Raw genomic sequence first — 25,415 nt, 5'->3', positions numbered from 1 at the left:
GGCTCACCCGCCCTGTTCTACGGGATAGAGGTTGACGTCCTCGGAGTCGACGGTGACCCCGACCCGCTCGCCGCCGACAGGTCCTCGGCCGGCCGGTACCTCCAGGCGCAGCAGCGACCCGTCAAGGCCGCCGATCCGCACGCCGGCGCGGACCAGGGTGCCGACGTATGTGGCGGTCTCCACCGTGCCGGTAGCGAAGCCGTCGTCCGGGGCGACGGCCCGCAGCCGACCAGGCTGGACGGCGACCGTGACCGGGGTGCCGGAGGCCAGTTCGTGGCGTCGCGCCTTGAGCAGGCCACCGGACTGGTCGAGGCGGACCACGGTGTGCTCGTTGGTGTTCTGCACCACGCGGCCCGCAAGGAAGTTGGCCGCGCCGAGGAAGTCCGCGACGAAGGGGGTCCTCGGCCGCTCGAACAGCTCCCGAGGGGTGTCGAACTGCTCGATCAGGCCGTTGCGCATCACCGCGATGCGGTCGGACATGACCAGCGCCTCTTCCTGATCGTGCGTCACATAGATGACGGTCAGGCCGAGTTCCTGCTGGATGGTCTTGATCTCGAGCTGGAGCTGGTCGCGCAGCTTCTTGTCCAGCGCGCCGAGCGGCTCGTCCATGAGGATGACCGGAGGTCGGTAGACCAGCGCCCGGCACAGGGCGACGCGCTGCTGCTGACCGCCGGACAGCTCACGTGGCTTGCGGCCGCCGAACCCGGACAGGCCCGCGATCTCCAGGGTTTCCCCGACCCGCCTGCGGATCTCGCCCTTGGGCACTCCGCGGAGAGTGAGTGGGAAGGCGACGTTCTCGCTGACCGTCATGTGCGGGAAGAGGAGGTACTGCTGGAAGACGAAACCCAGCCCCCGCTTCTGCGGGGCGAGCCGCGTCACGTCGCGGCCCCCGACGGTGATGGTGCCGGAGTCCGGCTCGCAGAATCCGGCGATCATCATCAGGGTCGTGGTCTTGCCCGACCCCGAGGCGCCGAGGAAGGTGACGAACTCCCCGGCCGCGATCTCCATGGACGCCTCGTCGACAGCGACGACGTCCCCGTACGTCTTGCGCAGGGCCACGACCGACAGCGCTTTGCCGGTCGCGGTGGCCGACCTGGCGCCGGCCATCTTCACGGGCGTTGTGACCACACCGAATTCAGCCACGAGCCCACTCCAGCCAACGCTTGCTGACGGCCGCTTCGTTCTTGATCCACCAGTCGATGTCCACGTCGAAGCCCTTGTTGTAGTACTTGGGCGAACCGACAAGTGAGTCGCGCACCTCCTCGGTGAGCTTCTGGTAGGCCACCGGAGACGAGGGGCTCGCCGGGAAGAGCTTGACCAGGCGGGCCGCGACCTCGGGACGCAGCGCGTAGTCCATCAGCTGGTAGGCGGCATCCACGTTCACCGCGCCCTTGGCGATGCCGTAGCCCTGGAACTGGCGGCGGGCGCCGTTGAGCTGGCGCTCGACCGGGATGCCCTGCTTCTGCAGGTCGGCGATCCGGCCGTCCCAGACGGTGGACATCGTCACCTCTTCGCGGCTGAGAAGCACACCGGGAAGCGGGCCGCTGTCCCAGAACTTCTTGATGTCGGGCCTCAGCCGGCTCAGCACCTTGAAGGCGCGGTCCACGTCGAGTGGGTACAGCTTGTCCATCGGGACGCCGTCGGCCAGCAGCGCGAACTCCAGCTCCGGCAGGTCGGCGTCCGGGGTGCCCATGGAACGGCTGCCCTTGAACGCCTTGGTGTCCCAGAAGTCCGCCCACGACTCCGGTTTCTTGCCGCCGAAGGCGTCGGTACGGTACGCCATGCAGTTGGCGTAGAGGCTGTAGGCGATGGAATGGTCGGTGATCTGGTTCTCGGGAATCTTTGCGCTCTTCAGGCTCTTGACCCGGTCGAGGTCCAGCTGTTCCAGGGCGTCCTGGGCCGTGAACTTGGCGAGATCCATCATCCCGATGTCGATGAGGTCGAACTGGGGACGGCCCTGCTTGAACTGCGCCTGCATCTGGGATGCCTGGAGGTTGGTGACCTTCACGGCGATGCCGGTCTCCCGGGTGAACGGCCCGTAGACACCCTTCTGGACGGCGTCGCCGTAGGAACCGCCGCTGTTACGGACGATCACCGTCTTTCCGCCGCTGCCGCCGGACGAGACACGGCTGGTGCCGGTGCCGCAGGCAGCGAGGGAGGGCAGTGCGGCGAAGGCTGCCAGGCCGCCTGCTCCACGCAGGAGCGCTCTGCGACCGATCATGGGATCACTCATGACAAATCTCCTTGCAATGTGAGTGTGGGGGACCAGCTGTTCGGGGGTGGGGAGGGGTGGTGCCATGTGTGCGCGGCGGGGCGCGCCTGCCACTCGTGGGGCACCGCGATGGCGGCGAGCTCGGCTCCTGGGACGACGGTGAGCCCGTTTATTCCCTAGAGATCAGAGGAACGTCCGCGGGCGTAAGGGCAGAGGTCCGCGGTGGTGGGAGCCCTGATTTTCGCTCCTCCGCTCGGCCTGCGGCGGGCCGATGGTCAGTGGCATCTCGTACCCGTTCAGGCCGCAGTGCGGCCGAGAGTCGTGATGAAGTCGATCGAGTGGGCGGTGCGTCCCTCCAGGGCGAGGTCCGCGGCGATGTCGCCCATGGCGGGTGAGACCTTGAAGCCCTGGCCGGAGAAACCGGCCAGCAGGATGATGTCGTCGCAGCCTGGCAGCGGGCCCACGAGCGGGCGGGTGCTGTCGGTGTAGCCCTCCATGTAGGCGGAGAAGCGAATCGGGTCGGGGTTCAGACCGGGCAGGTAGCGGCGGACCACCGCCGTGAAGGCTTCCAGCTCCTCCGGCGCGACGGTCCGGTTCAGCCGGTTCGGGTCGTCCACGGGCTGGTGGTGGGCCTGGAACAGGCCGAGCTTGACGGAGACGCCGTCCGGGGACGGGAGCCCGTAGAAGGAATTGGGCCCGATCCGGCAGAAGTTGGGTGCCTCCGCGCCGCCCCGGTGGTCTTCGGTCAGCAGGAACCAGGCGCTGACCGGACGGTAGACGTTCACCTGCCACGGAAGGTCCGGCAGCAGGTCCCCCACCCAGGGACCCGGGGTGACCACCGCGGCGTCGAAGCGCTCCGTGCCGGTCTCCGTACGGATTTCTACGCCTCCCCCGGCCACTGGCTTGACCTCCCTCACCGGCGTGTAGCGGCGGATCTGGGCGCCCAGCTCCTCGGCGCGGCGGGCCGCTGTCTGGACCGTCAGCTCGGGCCGGATGAACCCCGCGTACCGGTCCAGGATGACCAGGTCGCCCTCGTCGACGCGGTGCAGCGGGAATCGCTTGGCGACCGCCTCGGCGTCGAGCACCTCATGGTCGAGACCGTACTCGGCGATGACCTCCAGGGCTTTGCGCATGCCGGGGTCGTCAGCCGGCCCCATGTACAGGCACCCGGTGAGCCGGCGCAGCTCCCGACCCGTCTCCGCCTGCAACTGCTTCCAGAGCGTGTCGGCGTGGCGTACGAGCGGTACGTACCGGCCGTTGTCGGTGTGCAAGCTGCGGAAGACGCGAGTCTCACCGCCGGCGGCACTGCGGTCATGACCGGGCGCGAAACGGTCGTAGGCGACGACGTCGGCGCCGCGGGCCGCCAGCCGCCAGGCGGCCTGACTGCCTATGGTGCCGGTGCCGACGACGGCGACGCGCTTCTTGGCAGCTGACACAGGGGTTTCCTTTCGCAGCGTCGGGACGCATGCTGGGCCCCGACGTGAGGCTGTTCGATTCGAGATGGTGTGGGCGAGGGCCGGGCGCTTCGACGGCCCAGAGTCTGTAACCGCCCGTGTCTCGGAGTTCCGGCTCGCTTCCTCGGGATCTCCCGTGAGGGGGTGCCGCAATGTCGAATCCTGTGCCAGATTCTGGCGAAAAACATGACAGGCGACTGTGAAAGGCGTCAAGTGGGGTTCGACCGAGAATCCGAGGATCAACAGGGCAAAACCGGATGAAATTTAGTCTGGCCGTAGAGGAAGGCGACGAAGATCTTCCGTCTTCAAGAGGCGGCCGAGCAGCGCACTGCGGTCCCCTTCCGTCGAGCGGGCAGGCGCAGCAGACGACCGGGGCGCAGGCTCGCGGCCCGCGGGACCGTTGTCAGCCCAGGTGGCGGACGGTGGTCTCCGCCGCCGTCGCGGCGACCAGCCGCCCCGGTTCGGGCATCAGGTCGGGCTCGAAGCGCACATCGGGCATGGAGACGACCACAGTGGCCAGCGGTAAGCCGTAGCCGTCCAGGACGGGGCCGTGACAGCGCAGGCACAGGTCGGTACCGGTTGGCTCGACGTATCCGCAATTCCCGCCGCGGCCAAGCTCGGTGCGCAGTCCTACGGGTCGGTGGTGATCTCCCGGCGCGCGAGGTCATGGCTGGCCCGCTTGATTGATGCAGACGACCTTCGGCTGGGTCATCTCCTCATACGCGAAGCGCACACCTTCGCGGCCCATACTGCCGTACTTGAAACCGCCGAACGGCATGGCGTCGAAGCGGTAGTCGGAGGAATCATTGATCATCACTCCGCCGGCCTCCAGTAGCCGGGCCGCTGCCATGGCCTGATCAAGACTGGAGGTGAAAATGCCCGCGTGCAGACTGAAATCGGTCTCATTGGCGAGTGCCACGGCTTCCTCGAAGGAGTCGACGGGACGGAGCACCACGACGGGAGCGAACGCCTCCTCCTGCCAGATGTCGCAGTCCGCGGCGACGTTCTCCAGCACCGTCGGGGTGTAGAGGCTCCCTTGGAGCTCGCTGCCGCACAGCAGCTTTGCCCCACGCGCGAGTGTGGCGTCCACCATCGCCTGGGCCTTGAGCGCCGCCTGCCGAGTGATCATCGGGCCGACATCGGTGCGCTCGTCGGCAGGATCCCCGATCCTCAGCCGTAGCGTCCGGGCCACGAAGGCGTCGCGGAAGCGTTCGTACACCTCGCGGGCCACCAGGATCCGCTGCGTGCCGATGCAGTTCTGGCCCGCGGCCCAGAAAGAGCCGGAGACGCACGACTCCACCGCCGTGTCCAAGTCCGCGTCGTCCATGACGATGACCGGGGCGTTGCCGCCGAGATCCATGGCCAGCTTCTTGAGCCCGGCTGTGCGGGAGATGGCCTCGCCGGTGGCGAATCCGCCGGTGAACGACACCATGCGTACGTCGGAGGCGCTGACGATCGCCGAGCCGATGTCGGCACCGCCGTTGACGACCGTGACGACGTCCTCGGGCAGACCCGCCTCGATGAGGGTGTCGACCAGACGGAGCGCGGACAGCGGCGTGTAGGCGGACGGTTTGAGGATCACCGCGTTGCCGCCGGCGATGGCTGGGCCGAGCTTGTGCGCCACCAGGTTGAGCGGGTCGTTGTAGGGGGTGATCGCCGCGATGATGCCGAGCGGCTCCCGGGTGAACCACCCCTGTCGCATCTGCGACCCTTCGTAGGCGTCGAACGGCAGGACCTCACCGGCGTTGCGCCGCGCCTCGGCGGCGGACAGCGCGAGGGTGTTCACCGCACGGCTGACCTCCTTGCGCGCCTGGATGATGGTCTTGCCCGCTTCGCCGACGATCAGTTGGGAGAAGTCCTCGTGGCGCTGTTCGATGAGACGAGCCGCGCCGTCCAGTACCGCAGCACGGGCAGCCCGCGACATGGTCTGCGCGGTGGTGCGCCCGCGTCGTGCCCGCTGCACGACGTCCCCGATGGCGTCCGCCCCGGTCGCGCACACTGACCCGATGGCCTCACCGCTGTACGGGTTGTGCACAGGGACGCAGCCCTGGTCATCGTCGACCTGGATGTGCGGAGAGAGCAAGATGTCAGTCACGAGCGACCTCCTCGAATGCTGGGCATGCGGGAACGATGGGTCCATCGGTGCCGAGCTGCTGCTGGATGCTGGCGATGTCGGACACCAGGGCGTAAAGGTCTCCGCGTCCGTCCACCGCGCCGGCACCCATCCGGGCAGGCCGTGGTTGAAGCCTCGAACTGGACATGCTGCTCCTTCGTGCCACCAGCGCAGCGCGCATCGAATGTCAGGGACATGGGGGGAGGGAGTTTCCCTCGTGGCCCCGACTTCGCGGGATCGACCTCCAGCTGCGGGTGGCCGTTAAGCTAAAACACCCCGGGAGGGCGGTCCAGAGTTTGCCGACAAGGCTGGACAGAACGGGCCCGTCAGCCGACGGTGATGCACGATGAGATGGTGAAGGGGTTCCAACATGGTGAATCGTCCGGTCGATGACATCGATCTGACCCTGCTGCGCACGCTCCAGGCTGACGCCAGGGCGCCCATCAGCACACTGAGTCAGGCCGCAGGGGTCTCCCGCGCCACGGCGTACTCACGTCTCGCGCAGATGCGGGAGACAGGCGTGATCCACAGCCTGACCGTCTGCGTCGACCCGCAGAAAGTCGGGCTCACCATCTCCGCGGTCCTGCTGCTCAAGACGTCACCCGACCCCTTGAAACCTGCATGGACCTCGTTCAGCGCGCAGATCAGTGCCATCCCCGAAGTCGAGTACGCCGCCGACATCGCCGGCGAGTTCGACCTGTTGATCCTGGCCCGGCTGCGCGACACCGAACACCTGCGGTCCTTCATCGACGTCGACATCCGCCGCATTCCAGGAGTCGCCGCCACCCGGACACTGCTGGTACTCCACGAGGTACACCAACGATCGTTGGTCCTGCCGACCCAGGCATCCGGCGTCCCGCACCGGTCGTCCGGCCTCGGCTGACCTTCAGCGCGAGAGAGTGCACTCCATCGCCGTTCCCACAGCCTTCCTGGCCTGTCGAAGTGACCGCGACGGTGCCCCTTCATCTCCACGGCATCGTGCAACGTCAGCTCGGAAGTGAAGGCGAGCGGTACGGGCAAGAGCGACTGCTCGATGCCCTGGCAGTGCAGCCTCGTGGCGAACGCCACCTCAGCGCCTCCGGCTTTCACCGCAGCACCACCCACCGAGCCCGCCACTGGTCCGACGGCCCAGCCGACGCGCTTTCGGACGGGGCGCCCCGATTTCCGACTGCGTCCGCGCCGCCCATCCCACCCCTCCTCCCTCGCCACCAGCCAGGGGCTGGGCGAAGCGGCCGTAATGGGGACGTCAGCGCCCCGACACGCACACCTTGCGGCGTGGACGGGCGGGGGCTCAGGCACCGGTAAGGCGCACGTACATGGCGCCCCTGCCTGGGGCCTGTCAGCGCCGCGCTGTGGGGACGCCTCAGACCCTGCGGGTCAGCTCTCGCCCCGGTCGCCGCCGTGCTCGACTTCCTGGCCATCTCGGTTGCCGATGTCGCCTCGATCTCCGAGCGCCGCACGGACCGGCTCCTCGACCCCGCCCGCAACCGCGGCCTCAACGCCTGCCTGGCCGACGATCTCGGTGTGGACTCCGGTCACATGATCGCGCAGTACACGCAGGCCGCGATCGTATCCGAGCTCAAGCGGCTCGCCGTACCGGCCTCCACCGACTCGATCCCCTCCAGTGCCATGCAGGAGGACCACGTCTCCATGGACTGGTTCGCCGCCCGCAAACTGTGCCGCGCCATCGACGGACTCGGCTGCGTGCTCGCGGTGGAGCTCTACGCCGATGTCGGTGACGAGGGCGATGTTGATGTCACCGGCCCGGCCCGCGGGCGGCCTGTCTTTGAACAGATATACCGTCTCCGAACCGTGCAGGATGCCCAGGTGCACCGTCTGGCCCAGGCGGCTTGCGAGGGTGCGCAGGATGGGACGGGCGAGCCGCTCCAGGGGCTCGTGGCGCAGACAGGCGGAACCCACCTCGAAGGAGGCGCCCCCCCAGCCCGTACGCCTGCTCCGCCGGAACGTAGGTGACGGAGCCGCGGTCAGCCAGAACGGTGAAGGATGTGGTCAGGCGACGATCGCGGGATGCCCAGATCACGGGCGAGCGTCGCGGCCTGCACGAGCCCGGGGCGCCCCGCGAGATCGTGCGGCAGCTGCTGGACGAGGGCTGGACGATCGAGCCGGAGGACCTGGCCCGCATCTCGCCGTACCTGACCGAGCACATCAACTGGTTCGGCGAGTACAGCACCCATGAACTCGGCATCCAGCCCGAGGCGTACGAGACGAAACTGGACGTCGACTTCACCCAGCTCCGCGACGAGAACGTGACCGCCGAAGGCCTCGGCCAGGCCGCCTGAGCTGCCCGTCGGCCGGGACGTGCCAGGCGCTTGGGCGGGGAACATCGCTCTCCTCGCCCGAGCGCCTGGAGCGTACGGGCCCCATCAAGACCTGGGCAGGGTCCGGCTGCGCTGATGATCTGAAGCTCGCCTGGCTCATCACCAGCAAGACCCGCCGCCTTGCCCGAACCCGTCGCGCTTGAGGCCTTCCGTGGCGCGACAGCGATGCGTCAGGCGTGGTGTCCCCAGTCCAGGCAGTCTGCAAGACCGGCGCCCTTGAACGCGGCCTCCAGGTCGTCGCGGCCCTCAGTGAAGTGGGCCCAGCTGTCGTAGTGGACGGGGACGACGCGGCGGGCGTCGAGGGTTCGGGCCGCTTCGGCGGCCTGGGCGCTGTCCAGGACGGCGAGCTCTCCGCCGAAGAGCATCGAGAAGCGCGGGGCGCCGGCGAAAGAGCAGGGCGGTGTCTACCGGGGCGAAACGTTCGGCGATCTGCCCGACCACCTCGAGGGAGGCGTTGTCGCCGCTCACGTAGACCGTGGGCAGTCCCTCTCCGTCAAGGACGAAGCCGACGACCTGGCCGGACAGCGACTCGACCTCTTCGCGCGGGCCGGGGCCGTGGATGGCGGGGACACCGGTGACGGTGACCGTGCCACCGCCGGGGCGCTCCAGTTCGACCGACTCCCAGTCGGCCAGGCCCGTGGCCTTCTGGCCGAGGCGCTTGCTGCCGTCGGGGGTGGTGAGGGTGAGCGGGATACCGGCGAGCAGGGCCCTGCCGGATATGTCGAGGTTGTCGAAGTGCTCGTCGTGGGAGAGCAGGACCACGTCGACGGGGCCGAGGTCGGCGGGGGCGCCGGTGGCGGGGGGGGGTCTTGGTCAGGACGGGAGCGCCGGGGGGTGCGGGGTGGTCGCCGGGACCGTCGAGGGTCGGATCGGTCAGAAAGCGCAGGCCGCCGTATTCGAGGAGGGCGGTCGGGCCGCCGAACGTACGGACGGGGAAGTGGCCAGCGGGTGCGGACACGGGGGACAAGAGGATCTCTCACGGATGGATTAATGTGAAACGTGAGAGCAAAGTAGCCCCTTCTCACGGATGAGTGCAAGTCGTACCATGAGAAGTGGAGAGTCTGTGATCGAAGAAGCCGCCCTGTCGCCCGGCCCCGGGCGAGGAAGACCATCCCGCCCTCGCCCTCGCCAACAGTGCGATCGCGCTGCCCGGCGGGCGCACGGCCGATCTTCTGGGCGCCCTTGCGCAGGCCAATCACTGGCTCTCGCAACGCGGCCTCGCCCCTGTCGACGTCGGAATGCGCGAGATGTGCGCGGCGCAGTTGGGTGCGCTGCGTGAACAGCTCAGGTCGCTGTTCGCCTCCCGCACCGAGGGCCTGCCGGCCTGGCCTGCCGCCGTCGCAGCCGTCAACGACGCGATGACCTGCGTGCCCACCGCCCCGCTGCTGCAATGGGACGACGACAGGGCCACTACCGCGTTACCGCCCACCCCACCGCTGCCGCCGTGGACCATGCCCTGGCCGCCTGGTTGCCGACGCCGCCGATCTGTTCACCGGCCCCGACGCCGACCGCCTCACCGCCTGCGGCTCCCCGCCCTGTAACCGCTATCTGCTGCACCACGGTCGCCGCCACTGGTGCTCCACCCGCTGCGGCGACCGCGCCCGCGCCGCCCGCGCGTATGCCCGCCGCGCCCGGTCCGGTACGGACTGACGCACCTACGCGAGTCCCCGCCTGCGATCAGGCCCCTCATCCCGCGGGCGGCCGTGTCGGCCGCTGCGGCCCTGCGTCAGCCCTGGGCGGTCGCCGCGTCGTAGCGGGCACGATGGTGTTGTATCTCGTCGTGATGGGTGCCGGCCCAGTCGATCAGTGCGGTGACGGCGTCGAGCAGGGTGGCGCCCAGGCCGGTCAGCGCGTACTCGACGCGCGGAGGCACTTCCGGGTAGGCGGTCCTGGTGACCAGGCCGTCGCGCTGAAGCTGGCGCAGGGTGTGGGTGAGCATGCGCTGGGAGATGCCGGTGACGGCGTTTTGCAGGTCGGTGTAGCGCAGGGGGCCGTGCTTCAGGGTTCCGATGATCAGGACGGTCCATTTGTCGCCGACCCGGTCCACAATCTGCCGGATCGTCTCGCCCTGCTCGGCCGGCCAGCGGGCACACGGCCCCCGCCGGGTACGACGATCGGCCCGCCCCGCCCGCCCTCGGTGTCAGCCTGCACCACGCACCTGCCTTTCCCGTCCGCACATGCATGTGCCTTTTGTATCGCTCTCCATGGTGACGCACGATGGGGTTACGCACCAAACGTAAGAAACAACGTCCTGGGCGTGTGAGCGGGCAGTTCCCTGCCCTGCATCCCGCGGACCCGCACGCCTCCTGTGCCGGCCGCCTCCAAGCCCTTACCTGAAGGAAAGAACCATGACCATGCGCGCTGTGACCGTGTCCCGTTTCGGCGGCCCCGAGGCCGTCGAGATCACCGAGCACCCGGTGCCCGAGCCGGCCAAGGGCAGGTTCGGATCAAGGTGAAGGCCGTGGTCACCGGACATCACAAGCCGCTGGGCACCCACGCCGAGTTCATCGTCGTGGACGCCGACATCCTCGCCCCGGCCCCCGTCTCCCTCGACGACGCCCATGCCGACACGCTGCCGCTGAACACCACGACCGCTTCCCAGCTGCTCGGCCTGCTCGATCTGGCCCCGGGCCAGAGCCTGCTCGTCGTCGGCGCGGGCGGTGCGTCGGGGCGCACGCGGTGGAGCTGGCCCACCGCCAGGGCCTGAAGGTCACCGGGGCAGACAACTCCGTCGTCGAGGACTTCGCACGCGCCCGCGGCGCCGAGAACTTCCTGGCGCGCGGCGAGACCCTGGAGCTGGCCGCCTTCGACGGCGTGCTGGATGCCGCGAACCTGGGGAAGCCCGCCCTTGACGCCGTCCGTGATGGGGGGCGCCTACGCCGGCCTGTGGCCCGGCAGCGAGCCGGCCGCCGAGCGTGGCGTCCGCGTCGAGGCCGTCAGCGTGCAGTCCGACGCAGCTCTGCTCACCGAGGTGTCCCGACTGGCCGACCTGGGCGTGGTGTTCGCGCGCGTCGCCGAGACCTACCCGCTCGACGCCGCGGCCGAGGCCCACACGCGCCTGGCCGAGGGCGGCCTGCCCGGACGCATCGTGCTCATCCCCTGAAGCCGGCCAACAGTCCAGGCACTGCGGCGGGAAGGGCACGGTGGAGCGGGGCGCCGCCGCAACCCACCAGGCGCTTGACGGCCCCACGCCCGTCGCCTCCCGGCTCAACGCGCTGCTAGACGCGGCCGGCCCGAACGTGACCGCCTCAGTTGAGGAGGTACGCGAACGGGCGAAGGAACTCGCCGCCGCCCGCCGGTGGACCAGTACCGCCGTCACCAGCAGGTGACGGCGGCGTGGCCATCTCCGCCCCGACGAGCCACGGGTCCTGGAGGAGTGGGGCGATTCCGCGTACGAGGTGATGTGCCGCCAACGGCGGTTCGGCGCTCTCCAACAGAGGCGGACCGACGTCTTGTTGTGATGTGAGCCACGCTTGTGCAGTAGTTACGTTGAGGTGCCTGACCGCTTTCCGTCACCATTCTCCATGCCGCACGAGGATGGAGCCACCATGCCGAACCCCGCTGATTCCCTTACTCGTGCCGCGCATTCCAAGCGTTCGCCCTGACCGTCGCGCCCCCGCTGCTTCTCGCCGGTGTGCCATTGCGGATAGCAGCCACAGGGAAAGCGAATGTCCCATCCCCGCCTGTACCAGGAGTACCAGTGAACGTCTCTCTTAGCGTGTGGCTGCTGACAGTCGTAGCCCTGTGTGTGCTCGTCGCCGTCGACTTCTTCGTCGGCCGCAAGCCGCACGACGTGTCGGTCAGGGAAGCCGGAACGTGGACGGTGGTGTGGATCGTCCTGGCCGTGCTGTTCGGGCTGGGGCTCTGGTACTTCGGTGGGAGCGGGCCGACGGGTGAGTTCTTCGCCGGGTACATCACCGAGAAGTCGCTGAGTGTCGACAACCTCTTCGTCTTCGTGCTGATCATGGCGAAGTTCGCGGTGCCCTCGCAGTACCAGCAGCGGGTGCTGATGGTCGGCGTGATCATGGCCCTGGTGCTGCGCGCGATCTTCATCGCGGCGGGCGCGGCGATCATCTCCGCCTTCTCCTGGGTGTTCTACATCTTCGGCGCCTTCCTGATCTGGACGGCCTGGAAGCTGGTCCAGGACGCGCGAAAGGACCAGCACGAGGAGGAGTACCAGGAGAACAAGCTGCTGAAGATGGCGGAGGAGCGCTTCGGCGTGGCCGACCGCTACCACGGCACGAAGCTGTTCATCACCGAGAACGGCAAGCGGATCATGACCCCGATGCTGGTCGTGATGCTCGCGATCGGCTCCACCGATGTGCTGTTCGCCCTCGACTCCATCCCCGCGATCTACGGTCTGACGCAGGACCCGTACATCGTGTTCACGGCCAACGCGTTCGCGCTGATGGGCCTGCGTCAGCTGTACTTCCTCATCGGTGGCCTGCTGAAGAAGCTGGTCCACCTCTCCTACGGCCTGTCGATCATCCTGGGCTTCATCGGCGTGAAGCTGGTTCTGCACGCCCTGCACGAGTCGGGCGTGCACGTCCCCGAGATCAGCATCCCCTTCTCGCTGAGCTTCATCGTGCTCGTTCTGACCGTCACCACGATCACCAGCCTGCGCGCCTCGAAGAAGCAGGCGGCGGCTGAGACGCCATCCGCTTTCCGAACGTGATCGTTTAGTTCGGGCTGGGTGGGCATGAACTCCGGTTGGCGGCGGGAGAGATGGGCGTGGTTCGTCCGTTCGTCTCGCTTGTGGAGGTGGCTGGTGCCGTCGGTGCTCGGTCTGCTGGAGGCCCGGGAGAAGAGGGTCCGGGAAGTGGTGGCACGGTTGCGGGAGGAGGCCGAGCGGGTGCAGGCCGCGCTCGGTGAGGCGGAGCGGGAACTTCAGCGTCTGGCGGATGCCCGTGTGACGGTGGCCGAGGTGCTGGCGGAGCCGCCTGTCGCGGTCGCGGAGCCGGTGGTGAGTGCGGTGGCGGGGTCGGTGGTTCCCAGACGGGCCGAGGGCATGACAGCGACGGTCCTGCCTGCGGACTACCAGCGGATCATGTCCGTGCTGGAGTCGGATGCGGCCCGGGAGGGCATGCGGTGCCAGCAGCTGGCCGCAGCCCTGGGTCTCCAGGCGGTTCCGGCGAAGGTCGAGGGGCTGCGGTCGAAGGCGAAACGCCTGGTCGAGCGGGGGTGGGCGCTCCAGGTGCGGCCGGGGGTGTTCTCCCCATTCGGGGCGCGGGCCGGCTGAAGGCGCCGGGGCGGCGTCCGGCCAGGCGGCTGCTCATGAGCATGGTCATGGACCACAGCACCATGGCCTCGTGCATGGCGGGCAGCGTCTCGTAGTCGCGCACCAGGCGGCGCGAGCGCATCAGCCAGCTCAGTGTTCTCTCCACCACCCACCTGCGCGGCAGCACCACGAACCCGCTGGTGTCGTCGGTGCGTTTGACGATCTCAAGGGTGAGCTGGAGCTTCTCGGCCGCCGAGTCGACGAGCCGGCCCGCATAGCCGCCGTCCGCCCAGACGAGGCGGATGGAGAAGTACATGGTGCGCAGCCGCTCCAGCAAGGGCAGTGCGGCGTCGCGGTCCTGCACGCTCGCCGCACTCACCACGACGGCCAGGACCAGGCCGAGGCAGTCCACCACCAGGTGCCGCTTGCGGCCGCCCACCTTCTTTCCACCGTCCCACCCGGACGTCGAGCGCGGAATGTTCGCCGCTGCCCGCAGTGACTGCGAGTCCACGATGGCGGCCGTCGGGTCCACCTCACGGTCTTCCTTCTGGCGCACCTTGTCGCGCAACCGGTCGTGGAGCTCGGCGAGCAAGCCCGTCACCTGCCAGCGGCGAGCGAAGGCGTGCACCCGCCGGTACGGAGGGAAGTCACAGGGCAGGTTGACCCACTTCACCCCGTTGTCGACGACGTAGCGGACTGCGTCCAGCATCACGCGGTGGCAATAGCCCTCCGGCCGCCCGCCCCGCCCCTGAAGCCACGCGGGGACCGGCAGCAGCGGTCGGATGACCTGCCACTCCGCCTCCGTGAGGTCGGAGCCGTAACACCGCACGCGCTCCGGCCCGTCCGCCGCGTTGCCGAACCTGTGCGCGAGACAGTCACACGCCGGAGACGGCGCGTTGGACTCCAAAGACGCGAGCACGAAAGACTGCGCCACAGGGCCTCCTGGTGCTGCTCGGTTGGGATCGCAACCCCGAGCTACCAGGAGGCCCTGCCGTTATGCCCCGACCGCCGAGAGGTCACCCGAACAGGAACCGTGTTCGACTGATCAAGCCTGCCGAGCGGTAAGCGGATGGCTTCTGAGGCCGGGCAGGCGGTTTGACGCGCACCGAGGCATCGGAGCGGATCGATCGCTCATCACCGCATTCGCCTCGGTGATCAACCGGTGCACGAGGCAGGCAGCCGGTGCCACGTCGTTCAGCCGGCTGGCTGCCCCGCGCAGACCGGTGCATCGGGCTGACCCGGGAATGGTGCGGATCTTGATCGTAGGGGGGTTCTCGCTGCGCTTCGTCTTCGCCGTATGGGCGGTGCGCCGCGAGTTGCTGCGTCGTCAGTTGGAGACGGTAGGCGAGGCCAACCGTGCCTTCGTCGCCTCCCGCGCCCTGTCGATGGCGGTCCGGGATCCAGACGTTCGCCTGCCAGGTGGGGGCTGCCTCATTGGTTACCTTGAGGTTGCTGACTACCGACCTTGATTATGGGCGCCGCCCCCTGAACTGCCGCCCGGAGTCCGATCCCCCGAGTGCCCGGGCGGCAGCAGCGCCCCGGCGGCCCTTGACGCCGGCCGCTGGGCAGGTGGCCCGTATCGGCGGATGCCTGCGGTCGAAGATCCGCCGCAGCGCGGGGACTTACTCACGAGCAGGGTGCAGGTGGCCAGGCCGGTCACAGGCCCCCACACGATGACCTGCCGGTCCAGCGAGCCCGCCGGACCCTCCCGTTCGGCGGGCCGGAGTCCGGGCGGCCCGGGGCCGGTGTCCGGCGTGGTGCTCTGCGGTGAGGAGGCGGCGGCAGGGGCCGCAAGATGACGGTCGTTGTGGCTCCATGGATGAATCCGCAGTAGACGTGGCGGACGAGGCGTCCGGCGGGCCCGACTGCGGGTGGGCTGCGCCCATGCCTCAAGCCACCACACCGAGCACCGAGACGAGAGGCCGTCGAATGGCCGCCGCCCTCCGCACTCCTGAGATCGGTCACTGCCTCTGTCTTGGGCAACTCATCCCGGAGAAGGCCGAGCTGAAGGCGTACGTGGGGCGGTTCCTGCACTTGACGGCAGGCCGAAGCAGGCGCTCGCAAGGGGCGACCTGGTGCCATCCGGGCCCTCTACTCCCAGGCAATACCCTAGAGGGATTGTGGCGTGCGTCACGTCATCCCATTGGTTACGTTGAGGTGACCGGTTACCGATGGGTGAGTATGGAGGTGCAGCAGGACGAACTGACCCAAGGAGAGGGGCCGGCCATGGCGTCCACCGCCGCGCTGCGGATCGCCCGGCAGTACGCCGACGCGGTCTCCGTCAAGGACTTCGCCACCGTCACGGGCTTGTTCGCCGACGAGATCGTGTGGCACCAGCCGGGCAACAACCGCTTCTCGGGTACGCATCGCGGGGCGGCTGCCATCGGCGAGATGTTCAGCGGCATGATGACGGTCACCGACGGAACGTTCGCGTTGGAGCCGACCATGGAGCCTATGGTGAACGGCTCGCTGGTCGCGGCACCTGTCCACTTCTCGGCCAAGCGTGACGGCGTGGAGATGGAGATGAACGGCGTCGACCTGCTGCGGATCGAGGGCGAGCGCGTCGCGGAGGTCTGGCTCTTATCGGCGGGCCAACAGGGCGAGGACGGCTTTTGGGGCCATACCTGAGGGCGGATCCGCCGAAATCTGACCACCGTCTTTGATCCACCCGAGTCGCGCGCGTCGCGCCTCGCATCCGCTGTAACTGTGTGTCGTGCTGCCTCTCTGTGGGGGCGTAAGGAGCAAGTGGCTATGACCAGCAAGAACATCGACATCGCGCGTGAGTACTTCCAGGCCGTACAGAAGGGTGACCTGGCCAAGGTGGGCGAGCTTCTGGACGAGGAAGTCGTCTGGCATCAGCCGGGCGCTAACCGGTTCTCCGGTGAGCACAAGGGGCGCGGCGCCGTCTTCGCGATGCTCGGCGGGATGATGGAGGCCAGTCAGGGCTCCTTCGTCATCGACACGATCCACGCTCTCATGGGCAACGGCGACACGGTGGCCGCCTCCATCCACTTCGCTGGTCGGCGCGAGGACGCGTCCATGAGCATGGACGGCGTGGATGTTCTGCGCATCAAGGACGGCAAGATCGTCGAGATGTGGCTGTTCTCCGGCGACCAGGCGGCCGAGGACGCCTTCTGGGGGGAGTAGGCCGCCCGCATCCTGGCCAGGCGAAAGTCGTCCGGCGAACTCCGGGCGCGCGAGCCGTGGCGGCCGTCTCGGCGCCGACGAATTCGCTGCCGACGATCAGGATCCGCCCTGTTTGAACAGGTCGACGAGCACCACCTTCACGACGTTCGCCACGCATTACCTCTTGTAACCGGTCACGGTCGCTGGCGGGAGTCGTAGCTCTCACGTGCCGCGAGTACCTCGCTGTAGTGTTCCTCGGCCCAGCGGCCCAGTGCCTGAAGCGGGACATACAAGGTGCGCCCCAGTGCGGTCAACTCGTACTCGACCCGGGGCGGGACCTCGGCGTAGACGTGCCGGGTGACGATTCCGTCGCGTTCCAGGTCCCGGAGCGTCTCGGTGAGGACCTTGGCGCTGATGCCGTCGACGCCGGTGCGCAGGTCACGGAAGCGCATGGGGCCTGCGCTGAGCGCGATGACCACCATGGCCGTCCACTTGTTGGCAATGCGGGCGAGTGAGGTACGGGACGGGCAGGTCGCCGTCATGACATCGAAGGCCGGAAACTCTGGCACGTCACACGTCCTCATTGGTTGTATCGAGGCGACTATTACCGGCGGTAAGTATAAGACCCGGCAGGCAGCATTTTTACCGAGGGAGTCGTCTGGCGCCAGCCCGGTGCCCACGCCTTTTCCGGCTGCCATCGCGGCGACAGGACTTTCCTGCGCTGAGGAGGGAGTGCGGAGGGTCGGGGAGGGCTGCGAGCCCCGACTTTACGCTTCGATTTCGGCCGGTGAGACTTGCCGGCCGACGGGCGCAATTCAGCGCTCGACGCTCAACGCATCCGTGTAGACGGCGAGTTGATTGCGAGTCGATCACTGCTGCCGCCACGGATGTCAGTTATCAGTTGGTCCAACCTACTAGGAGTTCTTGTGAGTGCTGTCCTCAGCAAGTCCCGCAGCATCGCCGTGTTGGCTGCCATCGTGTGCGGTGCCTTCGCAGCCGTTGCCTTCCCGGCGGAGGAGGCCAAGGCGATCGACGTACGCCCCTCGGTTTCCTGCCCCTCTGGTACGACCTGGAACGGTTCTGCCTGTGTCGGCCGGCGTTGATTACCCCCGGCCCGCTGCGGGCCTGGTCGCAGTACCCCGTCGGTGGGTGATAGCCGTAGGTCTTCCAGGTGGCGACGGCGTCCGCCGTCCGCGGCGCGACTGAGTGCGCTCTTCGTTCCTGGCTTTGGGGCGCTGCGTCTTGTATGGCACCCAGCCCATGTACGGGCTGGGTGCCATACGTCATGTGCCGGTGGCGCGTCGCGCAACCGGACCGCATGGCTTCTCCCGATCCTCGAACGCGTCTTCAGGAGCCGTGAAGTCGGCAACGGGCTGCGCAAACCCAGGTGCCGGCCGCGTCGCCCGCTCCGTCGCACAGCGTCGGCCTGGCAGCTCGCCCGGGGCCGTCGGACCTGGGGTGATCGTCAGTTGCCGGGCCGGATCCAGCAGGCGTACCGCGAGCAGGCATCGGACGACGACTGCGTACTAGCCTCGATCTTGCATGACGGTCCGCCGACGGAGTCGGTGGACCGTTTCGCTTTCTGTGGTTGATGGCGGGCATGCTGGCGGCCCGAGTGTCGCGTCGGGTGGGCGCCGGGTTCCACTGCTCCGGGCTGGGTCCTCTTCTCGTAGGGACAGGCGAATTTGCTGGTCAGCCGGGGTTCGGTAGAAGCGCGAGCCGTTCGAGAGCGTCTGTGATCTCGCGGGTCCAGGGCCAGTGGCGGGCGAGGCGGAGGATGCGGCGTCGGCCGGTGGTGACGAGCTGGCCGGCCACGGAGAACAGGCGGAGTCGCAGGCGGCGGGGTTCCCAGAGCCGGGCTCTGCCGGTCAGGGCGAGCATGGGCATCCAGGCCAGCAGGTCGAGAGCGATCTGAACGATCTCCAGCCAGAGCTGGTTCTGCGCGGTGTCGTGCAGGGGCAGGTTGCGCAGTCCGGTCGCTCGCGCGGCCCGGATGCGGTCCTCGGCGCGGGCTCGCAACCGGTGGCGGAGTTCGAGTTGGGCGATCGGCTGGTTGAGCGTGTTGGTGGCGAAGCAGGTGATCCGCATGCCGTCCGCGTCCGTGATCCTCAACTGGGCCCCGGGATGGGGCCGTTCCTTGCGGACGATCAACCGCATGCCCTGCGGCCAGCCGTCGAGCAGGTCACCGTCGAGTTCGGCGACCCAGGCCCCGTCACGGACCTCACCGTCCGATTCGACCGCAGGCGTCCAGGCCGATGCGGGGATCTTCAGGACGTGCTCGTGGATGGCCTCGGTGATCACCATGCCGACCGAGTAGGACAGCCAGCGTCCGCGCCGGGCGAGCCAGGCCACGAACTCGTGGGTGCCGCCCGCGGAATCACAGCGGATCAGTGTCCGCCGTCCCCGCTGGTATTTCTTGGGCAGTTGAGCGAGGGCGAGGCGAGCGACGGTGATGTGGTCGGCGGCCGTGTTCGAGCCAGCGTTGCCGGGCCGGAGGCGGGCTGCGACAGGTTCGCCGGTTCCTCCCGGGCCGTGGTCGACGAAGCCCATGAGCGGATGGTGTCCGTATGTCTTCTTCCAGGTCGGGGCTGCGTCCTGCTTGTCCGAGTGCGCGACGACCAGGACCCCGTCCAGGTCCACGGTCACCTGCCCGCCGGCATCCGGAGCCCGCTCGCCGGCCAACTCCCATACTCTTTTGCGGACTTCGGAACGTGCGGTGCGCATCGCGGTCAGCGCCTTCTCGCCGGAGGCGGCGAGGGTGCCGATCAAACGGGAGACCGTCGGATCGGAGGCGACCGGGCCGAACACACCCGGCTCGGCCCGCAGCATCGCGACGTCGGCCAGGCAGTCGCCGCCGAGTGCTACCGCCAGCGCGAGGTCCATGAGCAGCTTGCCGGGGTCGTGGACGGCTCGCGGTCTCCGCCACGGGGTCAGGGCTGCGGATATCGCCTGGTCAAGGCCGATCTTGCGGACCGTTTCGACCAACAGGACCGAACCGGCTTGCGAGACCACGGCCCGGCCGTCATCCCGGACAAGGACATGGGGATAGGACCCGGTAGACTGCTTCACCTGGAAAGTGCCTCCGACAGGGGCGAGAACAAGGACCTCAGCAATCCTCATTCTCGCTGGTCAGAGGCACTTTCTGCTTCCCTGACCGCCTGCCGGACAGCCCGCTTCATGAAAGCGCGAGGCTAGAGCCGTCTCGGGGGCCTCTGCGGTCAGATGGGGGTGTTCTCGTCGGGGACGAAGGGCTCTCCATGGCCGGGGACGATCAGGGAGGGCTTGAGGGCGAGGATCTTGCGGCGGGAGGCGCGCAGGCCTTCGCGGTCATCGGAGGTGGGATCTTCGGCGGGGCCGTGGACGCTCCACCAGGCGTGGGTGAGGATGACGGTCCCTTCGGCGGTTTCCGCGACGGTGGAGATGTCCTGGGGCGTGTGGCCGGGCGTTTCGATCAGGCGGATCGAGGGGGAGAGCTGGTATCCGTCGGCGGGCCGGTCGTACCAGAGGTCGTTGTGGTAGGCGGCCCAGACGTCGTGGGCGCGCGCGTGGGGGAAGAGGGCGGCATTGAGGGTGTGGTCGGGGTGGTGGTGGCTGAAGACCACGTCGGTCACCTGCTCGGGGCTGATTCCGGCGGCGGCGAGCGGGTCGAGGATGAGTTTGCGGTCCTCGACCATGCCGGGGTCGACGACGACGATTGTGTCGCCGTCGCACAGGAGGCCGACGGTCGAGGCGACGTGCCACGGCTTCTGGCGGCCGTCGCGGTCCGCATTGCGTGCGTCGAGGCTGTCGTAGCCGGTGGTCAGCAGGGTGAATGTGGCCGTCATGAGAGGTGATGGTCCTTCGTTGATCGTGGGGAATGGCCGGCATGGAGGGCGAGGTGTGCCGTCCTTGCCGGGGGCTTGAGGGTGTGCGAAGCCACGCCCCGGAGCGGGTCCGGTGAACCGGCGGCGGGGCGGGGGTGGCCGAACTCAGTCGGCGGTGGTCTGGGTGCGGCGGGCGTAGGCGCGGGCGGCGCGGGCTCGGTCGCCGCAGCGGACCGAGCACCAGTGGCGGCGCCCGGCGCGGAGCAGGTAGCGGTTGCAGGGGGTGGAGGGGCAGGCCGTCAGGCGTTCGGCATCAGGTCCGGTGAGCAGGTCGGCGGCGTCGGCGGCGAGGATGCCGAGGGCCTGGTCGACGATCTGGTCGATGGGGTGCGGGGCGGTGCGGTGCATGCCGCGGACAGCATCCCAGCCGAGCGGGGAGGCGGTGGGGACCCGTGTGAGGGCGTCGTTGACGGCCGCCAGCGCGGTGGCGGGGGCAGGGTGGCCGCCGACCTGGGCGGCGAGCAAGGCTCGTACCTGTTCGCGCAGGGAGCGCAGACGTGCCGCGCAGATCTCCTGCATACCGGCGTCCGCAGGGGCCAGGTTGTGGTCCACCAGCCACTGGTTGGCGCCGGAGGGGGTGCCCAACGCATCGAGGAACTGGCCGCCCGGCAGGGCGATGGCGCTGTTGGAGAGGTCGAGCGCGGGGTAGTGCTCAGCGCCCGGTGCCGGCGGCAACCCGGGGTCGACAGAGTCAACGGTGGTGGCGGCATCGGTCTCACTCACGCACCTCACGCTACAGCTTGCCTTCATCCGTGACAAACTCCTATGGTCACGGATGTAAGCCAATCTATCCGTGAGGTGGTTCTCGTCATGGCAGCAACCGGCGTGTCCAGCGAGCAGGTCCCCATCCGTGTCTTCGGCGGTCCGACCGCGCTCATCGAGTACGGCGGGCTGCGGTTCCTGACCGACCCGACCTTCGACGCCCCCGGCACCTACCCCTCCGGGCTGGCCAAGACCGCGCCCGCCTCCGCCGCGCCCGCTGATCTGGGCCGTATCGATGTGGTGCTGCTGTCGCACGACGAGCACGACGACAACCTCGACGCCTCGGGCCGGGCCCTGCTCGCCGATGTCCCCCTGACACTGACCACGCCCAGTGGCGCGGGCCGGCTGGGCGGCACCGCACGCCCCCTGAAGGACTGGGAGTTTATCGAGCTCGACCGCCCCGGTGGTGGCACGATCACCGTCACCGGCGTTCCGGCCCTGCACGGTCCCGGGGCACGCGCGGACCTCGAGCCCGTTGTCGGAGAGGTCGTCGGCTTCGTCCTGAGTGGTGACGGCCTGCCCACCGTCTACGTCAGCGGCGACAACGCCCAGCTCTCCCTGGTCCGTGAGATCGCCGACCGCTTCGGCCCGGTGGACACCGCTGTACTGTTCGCCGGCGCGGTCCGCACTCCCGTCCTGGACCGCGCGCTGCTCACGCTCGACAGTGCTCAAGCCGCCGAGGCCGCCCGCATCCTGGGCGCCCGCCGGATCGTGCCGGTCCACTTCGACAGCTGGGCCCACTTCACCGAGGGCCGCGAGCAGCTCGTGGACGCCTTCACCGCCGCCGGACTGATCGACCGCGTCGAACTGGCCTGACACCGAACGCCCGGCCGCTGCGGTGCGTCAGGAGCGCACCGCGGCGGCCCCTTTACCGGCCCCGCCCACTCGCGCCAGGCCGGCACATCGCAGAAGGAATCCCTGTGAACGACCCGATCAAGGGCACGGCCCGCGGCTGCGCTCCCGCGCCGCTGTCCGTCCTCGACACCGTCCTGGCCGGCCGCGGCATCAGCGCCGCTGACGCCCTGTCCGGCAGCATCGCCCTGGCCGAACTCGCCGAGAGGCGCGGCTTCACCCGCTACTGGGTGACCGAACACCATTCCATGCCCGGCGTCTCCTCCTCCAGCCCCGCCGTCCTGCTGGCCCGGCTGACCGCCCACACCACGCGGCTGCGGCTCGGGGCGGGCGGCGTGATGCTGCCCAACCACCCCCCACTGATCGTCGCCGAGCAGTACGGCCTGCTGCAGGCCCTCGCCCCGGACCGGATCGACCTCGGCCTGGGCCGCGCCCCGGGCACCAACCAGGCCACCGCCGCCGCCCTGCGGCGAGGCCGCTCGGACGACGACGACTTCCCGCAACAGCTCGTCGAGCTGCTGCGCTTCCTCGGCGACGACTTCCCCGAAGAGCACCCCTACCGCGAGCGTGTCTACGCTGTGCCCGGACCGGGACAGGACAAGGAGAACGGTCTTTCGCAGACGACCGGCCGCCCCTCGGTCTGCTGCTGGGATCCTCCGGATACTCCGCCCAGCTCGCCGCCCGCCTGGGCCTGCCCTTCGCCTTCGCCGCGCACTTCTCTCCCGACCACGTCGCCGCCGCCCTCCAGCTCTACCGCGACCGGTTCACCCCCTCAGCAGTCCAGGCCGAGCCGTACGCACTGGCCAGCGTCGCCGTCATGGCCGCCGACGACGAGCACGAGGCCCTGCGCCAGACACGCAGCTACGCCCACAGCATGATGCGCATGCTCCACGGCAAGTCCTACCTCGTACCCACCCCCGACGAGGCGGCTTCCTACCGCTACACCGCCTCCGAACAGCACGTTCTCGACCGCTGGACCAACACCGTCCTGCACGGCACCCCCGACCAGGTCACCGCGCACCTCAACCGCCTGCACGAGGCAGCCCGCCCCGACGAGATCATGATCGCCAGCGTGGGCCACACCCCTCAAGCGCTCCTGCACTCGACCGAACTCATCGCCGACGCCTACACCCTGCCCTCCACACCGGTCCTCGCGTCCGCGCGCTAAACCGGCCTCACTGCCGGCAGGGGGCGCAAACCCCAACGAGCAGTCGGACAGGCAGCCACATCAGGCGCCGCAACACCACGCCCACCACCGCTGGGCTTGTAACGGAGAGACCATGCACAACACTGCGACGACGCCCCCCAGCGGGCCGACGGGCGACCCATCGGCCACTGCTGCGCCTTCTATACCTGAGACGCAAAGGCGCATCCTGGTCATCCTGCTGGCGTCCCAGGTCCTCAGCGGCGTGGGGCTCGCGGCCGGCGTGACCGTTGCTGCCCTGCTGGCTCAGGACATGCTCCACTCCACCACCCTGGCCGGGCTGCCCAGCGCCCTGCTCACCGCAGGCTCCGCCCTCGCCGCCGTCATCATCGGCCGCGTCTCGCAGACCCGCGGGCGCCGCCCCGGCCTGGCCGCCGGCTACCTGGCAGGCGCGCTCGGCGGCGCCGGAGTCGTCGTCGCTGCCGCCCTCGACGACCCCGCCCTGCTGTTCATCTCCCTCTTCCTCTACGGCGCCGGCACCGCCGCCAATCTCCAGGCCCGCTACGCCGGAGCCGACCTGGCCGCCCCACGTCACCGCGCCCGCGCCCTGTCCACCGTCCTGGTCGCCACCACCGTGGGCGGCGTCGTGGGCCCCAACCTCACTGCCCCCGCCGGACGCCTCGCCACCGCCCTCGCATTGCCCCCGCTGAGCGGCCTGTTCCTCGTCTCCAGCTCCGCCTTCGCCCTGGCCGCACTGACCCTGCTGATCTGGCTGCGCCCCGACCCCCTCCTGCTCGCCCGCACCCTCCCCACCGAACCAGAGGCAGCAGAGGCACCAGAGCGCGCCGACGCAGGAGCGGCGCCCGGCCCCCCGCATCGCACCGCACACCCCCGCCCCGGCCTGCCGCTAGGGGTATTGGTGATGGTCCTCAGCCAGCTCGTCATGGTCGCGATCATGACGATGACCCCCGTGCACATGCACGACCACGGCCACAGCACCGCCGCCTCCGGCCTCGTCATAGCCCTGCACGTCGGCGCGATGTACCTGCCCTCCCCCCCCCTGACCGGAGCGCTCACCGACCGCTACGGCCCCACCGCAACGGCCGCCGCATCCGGCCTGACCCTGCTGGCCGCCGGCACCCTCGCGGCCACCGTGCCGGCCGACTCCGTCCTTCTGCTCACCCTCGCTCTCATCCTGCTCGGCATCGGCTGGAACCTCGGCCTCGTCAGCGGCACCACCATCATCACCAACGCCGTCCCCCTGGCCACGCGAGCCAAGACCCAAGGCATGGTCGACGTCGCCATCGCCATCGCCGGAGCCACCGGCGGCATGACCTCCGGAATCGTCGTCGCTGCAGCCAGCTACCCCCTGCTCGCCCTCACCGGCGCTGCCTTCGCACTTGCTCTCCTCCCGGCAGTGATCGTCACCGCCCAGAAAAGCTCACCCCGCACACCTTCCTCGGAACGCCGGTAAACCGGCGCCGAACAGACAGCCCGCACCCTTCCACGGATGCTCGGGCCCGCCGAGGGGGCAGCGCGGCCGCAGCCCGCGCCGGCGCCGCGCGGCAGGGCCCGGACGGGTGCGGCGAGGGCGAGTGGTACGGGGAACTCGATCCGCCAAGCGTGGCCCGGCACCGGAAAGGCGGGGTCTGCACGCCCCGGCTGATGTTGCAGGGATGGGTACGGCCCCGTCGATGGCGCGTGGGCGGTGCCATGCCGCACGCAGGTCGGCCCGGACATGGCGGCGCTCCGCGTGCCGGTGCGGAGGTCCCATCGGCACGCGGAGCTCGTTTCGGAGATCGTGACCCGAACAGCTGCGTCAGCTGACGGAGAACTGACCGAAGCTCGCTGTGCCGATGCTTCCGGCGTGGGCCGTGGAGAACATCCCCGCGTCCAGGGTGCTGTTCGCCCCGGTCAGTGTCGCGGTGCCGACAGTGGTCCAGGTGGTGCCGTCGGCGGAGTAGGAGCCGGTGACCGACGTGCCGCTCCTGACCAGGCGGAGCCAGACCGGGGCGACGGTGGCGCTTCCGGTCTTGTGGGTGTTGGTGTCGAGGTAGCCGTCACCGTTGGAGTCCGACGACAGGGCGATCCCGTTGCCCGGGGTGGTGGCGAGGACGAGGTACCCGGTGGACGGGCCGGCGGAGGCGATGTTGTTCCGCAGCATCAGGCCGGCTTTGGCCCAGTTGTTGGTCTTGTCCTGACGGGCGACGCGGACGGTGACGGTCGAGGACGTGCCGGCGGCCCCTGTCCGGTAGGCGGCGGAATACTCGTCGTCGTATGCCGTGCCGGAGCGCCATACATCGATGCCCGCGCCGGTCAGGGAGGTCACTCC

The 25,415-nt window shown here is 69.1% G+C and carries 20 protein-coding genes and 4 pseudogenes; 12 read left to right on the top strand and 12 right to left on the bottom strand.

Annotation, left to right across the window (positions count from 1 at the left end):
- Positions 1-3 precede the first annotated feature (3 nt).
- The 4 genes from HDC93_RS33250 to HDC93_RS33235 form a co-directional block, all read right to left on the bottom strand.
- Positions 4-1,143: an ABC transporter ATP-binding protein gene (locus HDC93_RS33250; protein ID WP_398987363.1), complete on the bottom strand. Its 1,140-nt coding sequence runs from the start codon at positions 1,141-1,143 to the stop codon at positions 4-6.
- Entirely contained in the window at positions 1,136-2,233 is a 1,098-nt protein-coding gene (locus tag HDC93_RS33245) for an ABC transporter substrate-binding protein (protein WP_185014541.1), read from the bottom strand. Before HDC93_RS33245 ends, HDC93_RS33250 begins: the two co-directional genes overlap by 8 nt.
- 275 nt (positions 2,234-2,508) lie before the next feature.
- Positions 2,509-3,648, bottom strand: a complete 1,140-nt coding sequence (gene solA / locus HDC93_RS33240) for an N-methyl-L-tryptophan oxidase (RefSeq protein WP_185014540.1) — start codon at positions 3,646-3,648, stop codon at positions 2,509-2,511.
- Between the two features lie 682 nt (positions 3,649-4,330).
- Positions 4,331-5,761: an aldehyde dehydrogenase family protein gene (locus tag HDC93_RS33235; protein WP_311774697.1), complete on the bottom strand. Its 1,431-nt coding sequence runs from the start codon at positions 5,759-5,761 to the stop codon at positions 4,331-4,333.
- A gap of 388 nt (positions 5,762-6,149) precedes the next feature.
- On the opposite strand from HDC93_RS33235, the gene HDC93_RS33230 reads away from it, so the two are divergent.
- From HDC93_RS33230 to HDC93_RS33220, 3 genes and pseudogenes are all read left to right on the top strand, one after another.
- Positions 6,150-6,662 carry an Lrp/AsnC family transcriptional regulator gene (locus HDC93_RS33230; protein WP_185014538.1) on the top strand — a complete coding sequence of 171 codons (513 nt, stop codon included), beginning with the start codon at positions 6,150-6,152 and terminating at the stop codon, positions 6,660-6,662.
- 503 nt (positions 6,663-7,165) lie between these two features.
- Positions 7,166-7,487 (top strand): annotated as a pseudogene (locus HDC93_RS38975) (aromatic amino acid lyase); the annotation flags it as partial.
- 298 nt (positions 7,488-7,785) lie between these two features.
- On the top strand, positions 7,786-8,079 hold the full coding sequence (locus HDC93_RS33220) for a Tn3 family transposase (protein WP_221517453.1): 294 nt from the start codon (positions 7,786-7,788) through the stop codon (positions 8,077-8,079).
- A 209-nt stretch (positions 8,080-8,288) separates the two neighbouring features.
- On the opposite strand, the pseudogene HDC93_RS33215 reads toward HDC93_RS33220, so the two are convergent.
- Positions 8,289-9,085: pseudogene (locus tag HDC93_RS33215) on the bottom strand (MBL fold metallo-hydrolase).
- Between the two features lie 172 nt (positions 9,086-9,257).
- Here HDC93_RS33215 and HDC93_RS33210 point away from each other — a divergent pair.
- A pseudogene (locus HDC93_RS33210) lies at positions 9,258-9,768 on the top strand (ABATE domain-containing protein).
- Positions 9,769-9,844: 76 nt separating this feature from the next.
- Here HDC93_RS33210 and HDC93_RS33205 read toward each other — a convergent pair.
- Positions 9,845-10,165 (bottom strand): helix-turn-helix domain-containing protein, encoded by a 321-nt coding sequence (locus HDC93_RS33205; RefSeq protein WP_311774696.1) that lies wholly within the window; start codon positions 10,163-10,165, stop codon positions 9,845-9,847.
- A 414-nt stretch (positions 10,166-10,579) separates the two neighbouring features.
- Between HDC93_RS33205 and HDC93_RS39470 the strand changes: the two genes are divergently transcribed.
- From HDC93_RS39470 to HDC93_RS33195, 3 genes are all read left to right on the top strand, one after another.
- Positions 10,580-10,825, top strand: coding sequence for a hypothetical protein (locus tag HDC93_RS39470; protein WP_311774695.1), 246 nt, complete (start codon positions 10,580-10,582; stop codon positions 10,823-10,825).
- 141 nt (positions 10,826-10,966) lie between these two features.
- Positions 10,967-11,221 (top strand): zinc-binding dehydrogenase, encoded by a 255-nt coding sequence (locus tag HDC93_RS39465; protein WP_311774694.1) that lies wholly within the window; start codon positions 10,967-10,969, stop codon positions 11,219-11,221.
- A gap of 597 nt (positions 11,222-11,818) precedes the next feature.
- Positions 11,819-12,793 carry a TerC family protein gene (locus HDC93_RS33195; protein ID WP_185014537.1) on the top strand — a complete coding sequence of 325 codons (975 nt, stop codon included), beginning with the start codon at positions 11,819-11,821 and terminating at the stop codon, positions 12,791-12,793.
- 370 nt (positions 12,794-13,163) lie between these two features.
- Here HDC93_RS33195 and HDC93_RS33190 read toward each other — a convergent pair whose 3' ends face one another.
- A complete protein-coding gene (locus tag HDC93_RS33190; RefSeq protein WP_398987354.1) occupies positions 13,164-14,270 on the bottom strand; it encodes an IS5 family transposase in 1,107 nt (368 codons plus the stop codon).
- A gap of 1,292 nt (positions 14,271-15,562) precedes the next feature.
- Between HDC93_RS33190 and HDC93_RS33185 the strand changes: the two genes are divergently transcribed.
- Together HDC93_RS33185 and HDC93_RS33180 are read left to right on the top strand one after the other, a co-directional pair.
- The gene (locus HDC93_RS33185) at positions 15,563-15,964 is read left to right on the top strand and encodes a nuclear transport factor 2 family protein (protein WP_185014536.1); all 402 of its coding nucleotides are present in this window, start codon (positions 15,563-15,565) and stop codon (positions 15,962-15,964) included.
- 123 nt (positions 15,965-16,087) lie between these two features.
- Entirely contained in the window at positions 16,088-16,483 is a 396-nt protein-coding gene (locus HDC93_RS33180) for a nuclear transport factor 2 family protein (RefSeq protein WP_185014535.1), read from the top strand.
- Positions 16,484-16,656: 173 nt separating this feature from the next.
- Here HDC93_RS33180 and HDC93_RS33175 read toward each other — a convergent pair whose 3' ends face one another.
- From HDC93_RS33175 to HDC93_RS33160, 4 genes are all read right to left on the bottom strand, one after another.
- Positions 16,657-17,046: a helix-turn-helix domain-containing protein gene (locus HDC93_RS33175; RefSeq protein WP_185014534.1), complete on the bottom strand. Its 390-nt coding sequence runs from the start codon at positions 17,044-17,046 to the stop codon at positions 16,657-16,659.
- 1,108 nt (positions 17,047-18,154) lie between these two features.
- Positions 18,155-19,531 (bottom strand): IS1380 family transposase, encoded by a 1,377-nt coding sequence (locus tag HDC93_RS33170; RefSeq protein WP_185014533.1) that lies wholly within the window; start codon positions 19,529-19,531, stop codon positions 18,155-18,157.
- Between the two features lie 149 nt (positions 19,532-19,680).
- Positions 19,681-20,286: an MBL fold metallo-hydrolase gene (locus tag HDC93_RS33165; protein ID WP_185014532.1), complete on the bottom strand. Its 606-nt coding sequence runs from the start codon at positions 20,284-20,286 to the stop codon at positions 19,681-19,683.
- A 144-nt stretch (positions 20,287-20,430) separates the two neighbouring features.
- Positions 20,431-21,057, bottom strand: coding sequence for a CGNR zinc finger domain-containing protein (locus HDC93_RS33160; RefSeq protein ID WP_398987347.1), 627 nt, complete (start codon positions 21,055-21,057; stop codon positions 20,431-20,433).
- 78 nt (positions 21,058-21,135) lie between these two features.
- Between HDC93_RS33160 and HDC93_RS33155 the strand changes: the two genes are divergently transcribed.
- The 3 genes and pseudogenes from HDC93_RS33155 (at position 21,136) to HDC93_RS33145 (ending at position 24,557) form a co-directional block, all read left to right on the top strand.
- Complete coding sequence (locus tag HDC93_RS33155; protein WP_185014530.1) at positions 21,136-21,903, top strand: MBL fold metallo-hydrolase; 768 nt, start codon at positions 21,136-21,138, stop codon at positions 21,901-21,903.
- A gap of 98 nt (positions 21,904-22,001) precedes the next feature.
- Positions 22,002-23,107 (top strand): annotated as a pseudogene (locus HDC93_RS33150) (LLM class flavin-dependent oxidoreductase).
- 112 nt (positions 23,108-23,219) lie between these two features.
- Complete coding sequence (locus HDC93_RS33145; protein ID WP_185014529.1) at positions 23,220-24,557, top strand: MFS transporter; 1,338 nt, start codon at positions 23,220-23,222, stop codon at positions 24,555-24,557.
- 345 nt (positions 24,558-24,902) lie between these two features.
- Here the strand turns inward: HDC93_RS33145 and HDC93_RS33140 are convergent.
- On the bottom strand, positions 24,903-25,415 hold a 513-nt coding region (locus HDC93_RS33140), incomplete at its 5' end, for a DUF1349 domain-containing protein (protein WP_185014528.1).

Source organism: Streptomyces sp. AK010 (genome assembly GCF_014207295.1).
GTDB classification, from domain to species: domain Bacteria; phylum Actinomycetota; class Actinomycetes; order Streptomycetales; family Streptomycetaceae; genus Streptomyces; species Streptomyces massasporeus.
Note: the sequence above shows the minus strand (reverse complement) of the source record. Positions and strands in the feature narration are given on the sequence as shown.

Excerpts from the sequence above, each read along its gene's own strand:
- HDC93_RS33245 (WP_185014541.1), bottom strand. The coding sequence starts at position 2,233 with ATGAGTGATCCCATGATCGGTCGCAGAGCGCTCCTGCGTGGAGCAGGC.
- HDC93_RS33180 (WP_185014535.1), top strand. The coding sequence starts at position 16,088 with ATGACCAGCAAGAACATCGACATCGCGCGTGAGTACTTCCAGGCCGTA.
- HDC93_RS33230 (WP_185014538.1), top strand. The coding sequence starts at position 6,150 with ATGGTGAATCGTCCGGTCGATGACATCGATCTGACCCTGCTGCGCACG.
- HDC93_RS33165 (WP_185014532.1), bottom strand. The coding sequence starts at position 20,286 with ATGACGGCCACATTCACCCTGCTGACCACCGGCTACGACAGCCTCGAC.
- HDC93_RS33175 (WP_185014534.1), bottom strand. The coding sequence starts at position 17,046 with ATGAGGACGTGTGACGTGCCAGAGTTTCCGGCCTTCGATGTCATGACG.
- HDC93_RS33185 (WP_185014536.1), top strand. The coding sequence starts at position 15,563 with ATGGCGTCCACCGCCGCGCTGCGGATCGCCCGGCAGTACGCCGACGCG.
- HDC93_RS33155 (WP_185014530.1), top strand. The coding sequence starts at position 21,136 with ATGGCAGCAACCGGCGTGTCCAGCGAGCAGGTCCCCATCCGTGTCTTC.
- HDC93_RS33145 (WP_185014529.1), top strand. The coding sequence starts at position 23,220 with ATGCACAACACTGCGACGACGCCCCCCAGCGGGCCGACGGGCGACCCA.